This window comes from Idiomarina seosinensis (genome assembly GCF_044797955.1).
Classification (GTDB): Bacteria; Pseudomonadota; Gammaproteobacteria; order Enterobacterales; family Alteromonadaceae; genus Idiomarina; species Idiomarina seosinensis_A.
This window is the reverse complement of record NZ_CP085211.1, coordinates 1,397,458-1,410,043: the sequence shown is the minus strand read 5'-3', so window position 1 is coordinate 1,410,043 and position 12,586 is coordinate 1,397,458. Positions and strand designations below refer to the sequence as shown.

7 protein-coding genes are annotated in these 12,586 nt (G+C 48.9%); 4 read left to right on the top strand and 3 right to left on the bottom strand.

Annotated elements, in window-relative coordinates; genetic code table 11:
• Positions 1–23: 23 nt before the first annotated feature.
• Genes LG288_RS06670 through LG288_RS06660 form a run of 3 tightly spaced genes read right to left on the bottom strand, consistent with a single transcriptional unit; the run spans position 24 to position 4,294 of the window.
• Entirely contained in the window at positions 24–761 is a 738-nt protein-coding gene (locus LG288_RS06670) for a 3'-5' exonuclease (protein WP_404399347.1), read from the bottom strand.
• A 2-nt stretch (positions 762–763) separates the two neighbouring features.
• A complete protein-coding gene (locus LG288_RS06665; RefSeq protein WP_404399345.1) occupies positions 764–2,620 on the bottom strand; it encodes a DUF294 nucleotidyltransferase-like domain-containing protein in 1,857 nt (618 codons plus the stop codon).
• Between the two features lie 54 nt (positions 2,621–2,674).
• Positions 2,675–4,294, bottom strand: coding sequence for a BCCT family transporter (locus tag LG288_RS06660; RefSeq protein WP_404403054.1), 1,620 nt, complete (start codon positions 4,292–4,294; stop codon positions 2,675–2,677).
• Positions 4,295–4,570: 276 nt separating this feature from the next.
• Between LG288_RS06660 and LG288_RS06655 the strand changes: the two genes are divergently transcribed.
• The 4 genes from LG288_RS06655 (at position 4,571) to LG288_RS06640 (ending at position 12,586) form a co-directional block, all read left to right on the top strand.
• Positions 4,571–5,629, top strand: coding sequence for an efflux RND transporter periplasmic adaptor subunit (locus LG288_RS06655; RefSeq protein WP_404399344.1), 1,059 nt, complete (start codon positions 4,571–4,573; stop codon positions 5,627–5,629).
• A complete protein-coding gene (locus LG288_RS06650; RefSeq protein WP_404399343.1) occupies positions 5,630–8,683 on the top strand; it encodes an efflux RND transporter permease subunit in 3,054 nt (1,017 codons plus the stop codon).
• Between the two features lie 127 nt (positions 8,684–8,810).
• Positions 8,811–10,556: a PAS domain S-box protein gene (locus LG288_RS06645; RefSeq protein WP_404399342.1), complete on the top strand. Its 1,746-nt coding sequence runs from the start codon at positions 8,811–8,813 to the stop codon at positions 10,554–10,556.
• Between the two features lie 2 nt (positions 10,557–10,558).
• The gene (locus LG288_RS06640; protein ID WP_404399341.1) at positions 10,559–12,586 is read left to right on the top strand and encodes an EAL domain-containing protein; all 2,028 of its coding nucleotides are present in this window, start codon (positions 10,559–10,561) and stop codon (positions 12,584–12,586) included.

Below are 12,586 nucleotides of genomic sequence, written 5' to 3'. Positions count from 1 at the left end.
GATAGCAGTTTTACTGAATTCAGCTAAGGCAACCAAAGCTCGCCCAGGGGAGTGTCAGCACTAAAATGATGAGCCACTTGTGCCTGAAAAAGCTCGCCGCACGCTAAAGCGTCAGTCAGTGCGTCATGAGGAGCGTAATAGGGCAGGTTATAGCGTGTTCTGCTGTCCCCCAGGCGGATAGATAAGGGTTTTCGCCTTAACAGCTTATCCCATAAACTCTGCCCCTGACGATGAAAACGGGCTTCAATTTCCATAGTATCAATCAGCGGGAAGTGAAGGGTTTCAGCCAGCCTGTCGAGCAACCCTGCTTGTAAAAAAGGTCGTTCAACACCGTTATAGTGTACCACCCAGACTTTGCCTGCGACAGCTTCCAGTAAGGGTTCAATAATCGTTTCTAAATCCGGCGCCGAAGCAATGGCGCTGTGCGTGATACCGTGGATGGTAATGGACTCTTCCGTTAGCTCATGCTTTGGCTTCACCATCCATTGTTGGGCCCCGGCCAGTTGAATACGACTTAACGTCATAGGCACAACGGCAATACTGACAATGCTGTGTTGCTTAGCATCAAGCCCGGTAGTTTCAAAATCTACCGCAACTAGCGGGACGTCACTTATGGGTGTTGAGGCGGCCGTAATACCCGCTTCGTAATAACGCTTTAACAATGGGCTTTTTGCTTTATTAGCAAGTTGCTGATAGCGCTTTTGCCAGTCTAAGTTCTGTCGTTGTTTGCGCTCTGTTTCGCCGGGAGCCAGGTAAAACATTATCAGCCCCCCGCATAACGGTAGCGCATAAACTTTTGCGCGTTACTAAGGATCTGGAAGGCATCTTTCAGATTTTTTCGCTCAAAGTCTGATAGATTTTCCGGTGCCACATTATTGTCCGGCGGCTCACCTGCTTCCAGCGCCAGTGCCTGATGGCGGATACGCACCATCGAAATCAGTTCCAGCGCATCGCGTAAATCAGGCCCCCGGCCTTTGGGTAGTATGCCGGCTTCTATAATGTCTTCCAGCCGGGCAAAAGAATTACGCTGGCGGGATCCAATAGCTAAGGCGTGTACCCGGATTAAATCAGCAACCGGGCCGGTACCCCGGCGCTTGGTATTGATACTGTCGCGATGTTTGCCGTCCTTTTCCATAACAAAATCTTTGAAGAAGCCCAAGGGTGGAGTTCGGCCCAGCGCGTTACGCGCCATCGAGCCGATAAAACGCTTATTGTGTGGTGCTTTGTCCCTTATCATCTGATTGAGGGTATCCGCAAACTTAGACTCGCCATGAACGCTGTCCAAATCAAAAAAGATTGATGAATGGAGCAACTTTTCGGGTGATGGATTATTAATCCAGTCATTAAAATACTGCTTCCATTGTTTTAATGGCTGACGCCAGGTCGAGTTGGTTGCCATGATGTCACCCGTGCAATAGGTATAGCCACAGGCATTGAGTCCATCGGATACAAACTGGGCAATATCGAGGAAATACTGATCATGTTGCTTAGGGTCATAATCATCATGCAGGATCATGGCATTATCCTGATCGGTGACTACGGTTTGTTCATCGCGTGCCATCGAGCCAAGCGCCAGGAAACAATAAGGTACCGGTGGCGGACCGTATTGTTCCTCTGCCAGTTCCAGTAAGCGCTGTTTAAAACTACGGCCAATGGTTGCCATCGCGGAACCGATCATCCGGGAATTAGCGTCTTCTTCGACCATACGGACAAAACTGTTGTGTACATCGGGAACCAGTTGTGCCAATTCTTCAATCGTATTTTGCTTAAAGATACTACTGACTACAAACAAACTACTTTTGGATTCGTGTCGGGCAACATCAGACAAGGCGATAACACCGACCACTTTGCCGCGTTGCATGACCGGCAAATGGTGTAAATTTGTTCTCAACATGGTTAACAAGGCTTCAAACACTCGCTGGCTGTATTTAATAAAAACCAGGTCTGAGGACATAATTTCCGCAACACAATCATCAGGGTCTTTCTCGGCCGCAAGTACCCGCTTGCGCAGATCTTTATCGGTAATAATGCCGACCGGCTTTTCTTCTTTCAGCGTGTTGTAAATAAGCAATGAGGAAACTTTCTCATCGGTCATCTTTTTTGCCGCAGCGCGGATTGAGGCGCTGGCTTCAATAGCGACCGGCTCGCGGCTGACTAACTTTTCAACCCGCGCGGCGAGCAAGTTATTGCGGCTTTCGCGCTCTTTTACAGCCTGACCGACACGGCGGTGTTCTTCAACTTCTACAGCATCTGCAAATGCATCGTACTCATCGTAAAGACGGTTAAACAGTTCGCCGGGAATATAATAAAATAAGGTATCCTCAATCGCTTTTGCCGGATACCGAACTTTGCCTTTACGCAGCAAACCTGCCTCGCCAAAAAAGCCACCTTCAGTCAGTCGATTGAACAGTTCACCGTCGCGATGATAAGTCTCGACAACTCCGCTGCGGATGACCAGTAACGAACTAATTGACTGATTAAACTCCAGAACCTGACTTTGCGCTTTAAAATAAGCGATCTCTACCCGTTGTGCCGTTAATACCAGCTCTTCTTCGGGCAGTTCATTGAATGGCGGAAAACGGCGGAGGAAGTTAAGGATTTCAACGTGCTCGGCTTCCATATAAGCACCTATTAAGTAAAGTGAGCGACACCCCGGAGGGTGCCGCTGATGGGGTTACTTCACAATTTTATTGATTCTGGGTTCGGAGCGCAGGCCCTGAACCACGGCTATTGACGCCGCCAGCAGAACAATAGTGAAAGGCAGGCCAGCCGAGACGGCCATCGCCTGCAGGGCAACTAAGCCACCACCTAAAATCAGTGAAATAGCAACCAGGCCTTCGAAAGTACACCAGAATACACGTTGAGGAACCGGCGCTTCGACCTTACCTCCGGCACTGATGGTATCAATAACCAGCGAGCCTGAATCCGATGAGGTGATAAAGAATACCATCACCAGAATAATACCGATAAACGAGGTAATACCGGTCCATGGCAGTCCGTCCAGCATAACAAACAGCTGCAGCGGTAACTCTGAACTTGCAATTTCTCTGGCACCAGCAAGGAATTGATCCATTGCTGTGGTACCGAACACTGTCATCCAGAAAACACAGGCTAACGACGGAATAATCAGTACTGATACAAGAAACTCGCGCACGGTACGTCCGCGCGAAACACGCGCGATGAACATGCCAACAAAAGGAGACCATGCAATCCACCAGGCCCAGTAGAAGGCTGTCCAGCCCTGAGAAAAGTTGCTGTCTTCGCGGCCAACAGGATTAGAGAGCTTGGGTAATTCGACCACATAAGCGGCCAGGTTTTCAAAAAAGCCGGTTAGAATGGCAACAGTTGGGCCAACGATAATAACGAACAGCATCAATAATGCAGCGAGAATCATATTAGCCTGAGATAAGCGCTGTACGCCAGCTTCCAGGCCGGCCAGCACGGAGATAAGTGCAATGGCTGTAATGCCGACTACCAACAGAACTTCAGTAATGTCTCCGGTTGGGATATCAAACAGGAAATTTAAGCCCGCTGCAGCCTGTGCAGCACCTAAGCCTAGTGATGTCGCCAGACCAAACAAGGTGGCTAAAATCGCAACAATGTCGATAATATGCCCTGGCCAGCCCCAGATCCGCTCACCCAGTAAAGGATAAAAAATCGAACGGATGGTTAACGGCAGACCTTTATTAAAGGCAAACAACGCCAGCCCAAGGGCCAGCACGGCATAAATTGCCCAGGGGTGCAATGCCCAGTGGAAGATAGTTGCAGCCATTCCCAGTCGCATGGCTTCGGCTTCATTACCTGCTGCGCCGCCCAAAGGGGCCCAGTCAGTCCGGACACCGTCTTCCATGGTCGTGCCGCCTAACGCGGTGGTAAAATGGGACATGGGTTCGGAGACGCCATAAAACATCAGTCCAATACCCATACCTGCGGCAAACAGCATTGAAAACCAGCCTAAGTACGAAAAATCCGGGCGGGCCTCTGTTCCACCCAGCCGTACGCGGCCCAGCGGGGTAAAAATTAAAACAACACAGAGCACCACAAAGATATTGGCGGCACCAATAAAGAACCAGTCTAAGTTACCCGTAAGCCAGTTGCGCATACTGGTGAACATGGGTTCAGCCTGATTCTGAAAAATCAGCGTTAAAAATACAAAAGCAATAATCGCCAGGCCTGAAATCGCAAAAACGCGGTTATGAAAATCCAGCCCGAAAGGACCAATTTTCATGACCACGTTGTCTTGACCAACCTTGTAATCTGTTGCTATCGGATTAACTTCCCCATCCGGAATCATGGGGTCATTGGCCTTACGCTCGCGCTCGAGATCCTTGTCTCCGGAGAGCACTTCTTCTTTTTTATCGCTCATTCCTTGTCCCCTAAATCAAAGTAAAAAGCAGTTACAGCATTCGTTTTTGATGGTTCATGTGCGACTCGAACTATGAGTGTAGTGCAGTCACTTTATTTGTCACAAATTTAATTGTCCTGACAGGACGATTCAATGTTCCTTCATGTTAGGCTATATGTCATTGTACATAAATTACTTTGCTAAAAACTTAACTGTCGGCATATCATGAAAAAACACACGTTAACCTTACTTATTTCGCTAGTGCTTGTCGCCTGCAGCCCGGCCGATAATTCAGAAACAAAAGCCACAAATGCTGACGTCACGCCGGTAAGCGTAGCACAGGTTACCCCGCATACCGAAGCCGGTAACCATTATACTGCAACACTGATGCCCAGGTTTCAGACTCCGCTGGGGTTTCGGATTGCCGGCGAAATCGCCCGGCGCCACGTTGAAGCAGGTGACAAAGTAACAGCTGGGCAAGCTCTTGCCCGATTAGACAGTGAAGATATAAGGCAACGTTTAAAGGCAGCCAAAACCACACTTTCGGCCGCGCAAAAAAACCTGACAAAAGCAAAAAATGACTGGCAACGGGGGCAACAGCTGTTTGACAGTGGTGCCATCGGTGACGAGCAACTGGAGCAATACCGGGTTATGCTGGAATCTGCGCGCGACCAACAACAGCAAGCCCGGTCGCAGTTGAACCAGGCAGAAAACGCGCTGGGGTATACTGAACTCAAAGCTCCCCTTGATGGGGTGGTTGTCAGCATACAGGCGCAACCAGGACTGGTGGTCAGTGCCGGTCAGCCGGTAGTGGAGTTAGCGCAGGGTTCTGATTTACAGGTAGTGGTTGACCTGCCTGAACAAGTAACTGCTGCCAAAACTGCGCAGCTGCAGTTAGCCGAAAAAACTTATCCACTGCAGCTTTTTTCCGCCAGTGGAGCCCTGGACCCGCAGACGTTTACCCGACGCACCCGTTATAGTGTGACTCAGACTCCTGAGCAGTTTACCTATGGCCAGCTGGTGCAGATACAATTACCGGTAGATACTAAAAAAACCGGCGATGAGACCTTACAGGTTCCGGTTAGTGCCGTAGATGAACGCGGCGACAAACCGCAGGTCTGGGTAGTGCGTGAGCAACAGGCAGAAGCTCTGCAAATCACTGTGGTGGCAATCAATCATGAGCATGCTATTTTGCAGTCCAGCCTGTTGCAGGCTGGTGACCGGGTTATTGCTCATGGTATTAACCGATTGAAAAACGGCCAAAAAGTAAGGGTTGTGGAATAAATGTCCAGGTTAAACTTTTCCGCAATTGCTGTTAAACAACGTTCAGTTACGCTGTTCTTCTTACTTCTGACTTTAATTGGGGGTCTGTATGCCTTTTTGGCTATGGGCCGCGCCGAGGATCCGACCTTTACCGTGCGGGTGATGATGGTTTCGGCGCAGTGGCCCGGTGCTTCGCCCGAGGTTATTGAGCGACAGCTAGTGGATCCGCTGGAAAAAGAAATTCAGCAGGTAGCCGACTTAAAAACCGTCGAAACCACCATACGTCCCGGAGCCGTTTATTTAAAAGTAGAATTCGAAGACTTTGTTACCTCCGCAGAATTGCCGGATCGTTTTTATCAGGTTCGGCGACGCATGCGTGACATTGAAGGCAGTCTGCCGGAAGGGGTCATCGGCCCCCAAATCAATGAAGATTTTTCCGATGTTTATTTTTCCTTAATGGCACTGACCAGTGACAATCGCAGCCAACGTGAGCTGTTGCTTGTGGCTGAAGCTTTGCGCGATCGATTGCAACAGGTTCAGGGCGTTAATAAAGCACAGATGTTCGGTGAGCGTCAGCAACGCGTTTTTGTGCAGTTTGATGCAGCCAAATTACAACGTCTGGGCGCTAGTGCCGGGGAACTGGCCGAGCAACTGCAACAATTTAACCAATTGATTCCCGCCGGCAGTATCGAGAGTGAGGGGCCAACTCTGCGCATTCGGCTGGATAATGATTTGTCCGATTTAAGCCAGTTAAAGACCTTACCGCTAGTTATCAATCAGCGCCAGTTTCAGCTGCAGGATGTCGCCAGAGTCGAGCGTGGTTTTCGCGATCCACCGCAACAACTGATCCGCGCTTTTGGTGAGGATGCGTTGTTATTAGGTGTGGTGATGGAGCAGGGCGAAAACGGGCAACAATTCGGTGAGCGCCTGGCAACCTTTGTACAACAGCAAAAACAGCGCTTACCGGTCGATATTCAATTAAGGGTACTGACCAATCAGGCAAACGCCATCGATGACGCGGTCAATTTATTTCAGGTTAAATTCTTTGTCGCTTTATTGGTTGTCATGGGAGTCAGCATCCTGGCGATTGGTTTCCGCGCCGGGTTAGTTGTCGGTATCGCGATACCGGTGACCCTAGCAGCTACTTTTATGGTGATGCTGGCCATGGGCATGAACCTGGATCGGATTACCTTAGGGGCTCTTATTATTGCACTGGGTTTGCTGGTTGACGATGCCATAATTGCAATCGAAATGATGCTGGTAAAAATGGAGGAAGGAATTGACCGTGTGCAGGCTGCCACCTATGCCTGGACCGTGACGGCAGCGCCAATGTTATTCGGCACCTTAGTGACCGTTGCAGGTTTTGTACCTATCGGTTTCGCAAAGTCAGCTGTCGGTGAATACGCCGGCAATATTTTTTGGGTGCTGGCTATATCGTTGATTCTTTCATGGCTTGTGGCGGTGTTTTTTACTCCTTATCTGGGTGTGAAAATGTTGCCGGCAATCAAGGAGGAGCAAAAAAGTCGTTCGCCAGCAGAAAAGTACCCGCGTTTGCGCCAGCTCATTAGTTACTGTGTTGGACACAAAAAGACCGTGGTCTTTGCAACATTCGCTTTGCTGATAGTGGCTATTGTTGGCCTGGTTGGTCCGGTTGAGAAACAGTTTTTTCCGGCGTCGGACCGCACGGAGGTGATTGTCAGTGTTTACATGCCTGAAGGGACGGCCTTTCACCGCACCAATAAAACCATGCAGCAGCTGGAAAAAATTGCAGCCGATGCCGATGGCATCGAATCGGTTTCAGCCTATATCGGAGCCGGGCCTCCCCGCTATTTTATTTCGGCCAATCCGGAGCAACCCAATAGCGCCTTTGCTAAATTATTGGTAGTGACGAAAAATCCGGCCGCCCGTGATCAACTTATGCAAACCTTTAATCAGGCCATCGATGATGGTGAATTTACTCAGGCACGCATCAGGGTAGAGCGGCTACTGTATGGTCCGCCTGTCGAGTGGCCCGTTGCTTTTCGGGTGATGGGCCCTGATCCGGTTAAGTTACGTCAAATTGCCGGGCAGGTTCGCGAGGTGATGGCGGCCAATCAATACACCCTTGAGCCTCATCTTGAATGGAGTGAGCGGGTGCCAGTCGTGCAATTACAGTGGCAGAGTGGAGAACTGATCCGCCACGGCTTTACTCCGGCTTTAGTCGCGCAGCAGCTGAATATGCTGCTTGATGGCCAGCGCATTACTCAGTTACGGGATGGCATTCGCACCGTACCGCTGGAAGCTATCAGCGATCAGGTAGCGCTGGATCACAGTGAAGCAGCGGCACGCTATAAAAATGTTCTGCAACAAATAGAATTGCGCAACCAGCAAGGGCGGGTTGTGCCATTAACACAGCTAGCTGACATTACGGTAGGCTTTGAAGATCCGGTATTAAAACGTTATAACCGCGAATTTTCAATTGCCGTTAACAGTGAAATTGCAGGGGCTCAACCTAAGGATGTAACGGATGCTATTTGGCAGCAATTACAGCCCATTAAGGAGCAATTGCCATTTACCTACGATATTCAAATAGCGGGTACTGAAGAGCAGTCAGCAAAGGCACAGGCTTCGATCCAGGCGTTGCAGCCGTTAATGCTGGCCTTAATGTTAATTTTTGTAATGCTGCAAATGCGCAGCTTCAGTGGCACCTTCATGGTGATTATGACGGCGCCACTGGGTCTTATCGGTGCTGTTGCCGCCTTACTGATATTCCGACAGCCGTTTGGCTTTGTAGCTACTCTGGGCTTAATTGGGCTGGCGGGTATTTTGATGCGTAATACGTTAATTCTGACCCAACAGGTTAGCGATAACCTTAACGAGGGCATGGCTGAACGAAAGGCCATTATCGAGGCTGCTGTGCAACGGGCACGGCCGGTTTTATTAACGGCCTTTGCCGCAGTGCTGGCCTTTGTGCCTTTAACCCTTGATAGCTTTTGGGGGCCCCTGGCTTATGTGTTAATTGGTGGCATTAGTGTCGGTACCATCATTACCTTACTGTTTGTGCCAGCTCTTTATGCACTCTGGTACAGGACCTGATTGTGAACTGCGGAAATTACTGATAAGTTGGGAAAAATCACAAAAGCTTCGATTTTATTGAACTAATAAAATATAAACAACGTTATCTCTATAAACGGTATTGATTTGTTAACAAAGTTATCCCCTGATGTGGCCTAAAAGAAATAAGAAAGGCGAAAAAGCTCTGCAGGCGCTGGAAAACTCAATTTTTGCGGTAATTACTATTGATGAAAATAATAAAGTTACTTTCTTCAATCCCGCAGCAGAGAAGCTTTGGGGGTACAGTCACAACGAAGTCCTCGGCAATAATGTTGCGATGCTCATGCATCCCGCTGATGCTCGTGGCCACGATGATTATGTCGAAAAGCACCGCCGTACCGGGCAGGATCGGATCGTCGGAACGACCCGCGAAGTGCCAATTAAGCAGAAAAACGGCGATACACTTTATGTGGAGTTGTCGCTCAGTAAGCTTGATGTCGACGGGAAAACTCACTACACGGCATTTATGCGCGATATTGCGGAAATGCGTGAACAACGGGCTATTCTTGACCAGTCGTTTGAGCAGGCCTTTAATGCAGTGGTTATTATTGATGATAAAAATCGAGTGGTTACCTTCAATAAGGCTGCTGAGCAGTTGTGGGGGTATTCACGCGAGCAGGTAATTGGCAACAACGTGAAAATGCTGGTGTCTGCGGATGTCCAAAGCCATCACGACAGCTATGTGGATCGCAACCGCCGAACAGGCAAAGATCGTCTGGTCGGTCGCGCCACGGAACTAGAGGTCCCCCGTGCCGACGGCTCAACGGTGTGGGCTTCGGTAACTATTTCAAAGGTAGATCTAGGCGATGGTCGCTTATTTTATACTGCTTTTTTTCGAGATATCGACGAAGAAGTCCGGCGCCGTCAAGAAATTGAAATGTTGTCACTGGTCGCCAACGAAACCGATAACGCCGTTGTAATCACCGATGGTCAGGGATTAACCGAATACGTTAACCGGGGTTTTACTAAAATGACCGGTTACGAGCTGGATGAAATTAAAGGGCAAAAGCCCGGCGATGTGCTGCAAGGAGAGAAAACCAGTGCTGAAACCATTCAGCGAATTTCCAGCGCGCTGGCCGCCCATGAGGTTATTTATGAAGAGATTCTCAACTACGATAAACAAGGTGATGCTTATTGGGTGAGTTTATCGATAAGCCCGGTTATCGAGCAGGGTAAAGTGAGTCACTATATCTCCATTCAGACCGACATCACCGAAAACAAATTGGCCCGGGACGAGTACTTTGCTAAAACAGATGCAATGGAATCAGCTTTGGTTAGTATTGAGTATGCGCCATCGGGCGAGCCGTTAACTCTTAATAAGCTATTCAAAAAATCCTGCCGCGGCGATGCGCGACAGGCTGCCAGCCATCTTTGGCAGGCGTTAGATAAAGAGGTGGTGGACAAAAGTAAACAAAGCGGTTTTGCGGAGCAAAAAGTTAAGTTTAATGAAGCCACCGGTGACTTTCGTGCAATCGATGGCCGTTTATGCAGAATTAACGATCGTAATGAAAATATTTCTAAATTAGTATTTTTTGGTGTCGACATTACCGACCGCCAGCAGGCGCAGGAAAAAACCAAAGAAACCTCGTCGGCATTGGTTAAATCCACTGAGCGGATCACCAAGTTTGTAACGACAATCAATGGGTTGTCGGATCAGACTAATCTGCTGGCGCTTAATGCGGCTATTGAAGCTGCACGGGCCGGTGATGCAGGTCGTGGCTTTAGTGTGGTTGCCGATGAGGTAAGGGCATTGGCAAATAGCTCATCAACCGCTGCCGAAGAAATTAATACCGTCATTAAAGACAGCGATGCGCTGATTGATGATTTAGTTAAAGCACTATCACGTTTGGATTGATCATGTTTGAGAAGGTTGCTGCCCTGACACCAGGTGCTTTTTATCGCTTTGAAATAGACATCAACGGGCAGACCCGTTTCACACAACTGGGTCAGCGAATCGAGTGTTTTACCGGAGTCGCGCGCGAGGATATTTTAGCCGACGCGAATAACTGGTTTAAGCTGGTCGACCCGGCTTACGAGGCAGAGCTACAACGCCTGATTAAGGACTCGTACGAGCAGCTGACTGAGTTTTATTGTGTGTTCCCGATAATCACGCATTCGCATCAGCGTGTTTGGCTGGAAGCGCGTTCCTCCCCTGAAAAGAGTAACGACGGTGTGGTTGTCTGGACTGGCTTTGTTTACGAGGTGACGGAACGGGAGACCGCCAATCAAGAGTTAAAGGACTACACCAAAACCGCCTATCACATCCTTGATAATATCCTCGATGCTATTTTTACCACTGATAGTAACGGCGTTATTTTATTTGCCAATACGGCAGCCAGTAAGCTACTTGGCTACACTCAGCAGCAGTTGTTGGGCAATAACGTCAATATGATCATGAGTCCTTATCATCGGCAAAATCACGACGGCTATATGCAGCGCTACAAACAAACCGGTCAGTCGCACATAATCGGTCGGACAAGAACTTTCGAAGTGGTTGATAAAGCGGGTGTTAACATCCCTATCGAGCTGCGTATTTGCGAATTTCAGCAGGAAGGTGAGCAGCGCTTTATGGGAACGTTGCGCGATTTACGTTCAAAGCTTGAAACTGAGCGGGAAATCATCAATTTACGAAATACCGATACGATGACTGGGTTGCTCAATCGGGCAGCCCTTTTAGTGGAGTTGAATACTCTGTTGGACGGGCTGGTCTCAGAAAAAAGCGGCTGTCACGCATTAATCTGCCTTGATATTGATGACTTTCACCTAATTAATGAGGGCTTTGGTGTCGATGTTGGTGATAAGGTGCTAACTATTATGGCGCAGCGGCTGGCCTCACTGGCTGACGCAAAGGTAGCGCGGGTACATGAAGATGAGTTTGCGCTGCTGGTGCAAAACGTTGCCGATGAGAGTAAAATTCACGAGTTATTCAATCAGGCCAAGCAACTACTCGAGCAACCCCTAAAACTGGCAGATAAACAGCTATCGTTCCGGCTGTCAGGAGGCGCATATTTAATAAATAGTGCTGACAATACAGCCCTGGAGCTGCTGCACAACAGCCAAAGCGCGCTGGGCATGTCAAAGGCTCATTGCCGCGGTCAGTTAACCCTGTATGAATCGGGGATCAGCGCTGACTACAAAAGCTCTGCATTGATTGATCAGAAATTAAAATCGCCGTCGCTTACTTCTGAGTTATTCTTAATGTTTCAACCCCAGTATCAGTCTGGTGGTTCGGTGGTCGGCTACGAGGCGCTGGTGCGTTGGCAGTCCGGCGACAAATTGATACCACCGGATGACTTTATCCCGATAGCCGAGCGTAACGGGATCATTCTACAGATTGGTGACTGGCTGCTGGAGCAGGCCTGCGACTTTATCGAATGGATGGCTGAACAACCCGCACATGAGCATGCCCGGTTATCAATCAATATCAGCCCGGTTCAGTTTCAACAAGCGAATTTTGTAGACGATATTCTCAACACGCTGACACGACGAAATATTAATCCCAAGCGATTACACCTGGAGTTAACAGAGCAATTGCTGGTAGAAAATACCGATACGGTGGCCGCCAAAATGACCGCGTTAAACGCAGTCGGCATTACCTTTTCACTGGATGACTTTGGTACCGGCTATTCCTCACTAAGCTATTTGAGCCGGCTGCCGCTAAGTGAAGTGAAAATTGATAAAAGCTTCATTCGCGATCTGGCTGCAAATACGGCCAACCATCAAATCGTAGAAGCTATTATGTTGTTGTCCCTTGGGCTGGGGCTAAATGTTATAGCTGAAGGCGTGGAAACGCTGGACGAGCTTGAACTTTTAAGTAGCATGGGCTGTGTTTATTATCAGGGTTACTACTTTAAACGGCCGCAACGGCTGGAAGATTTGTCTTAG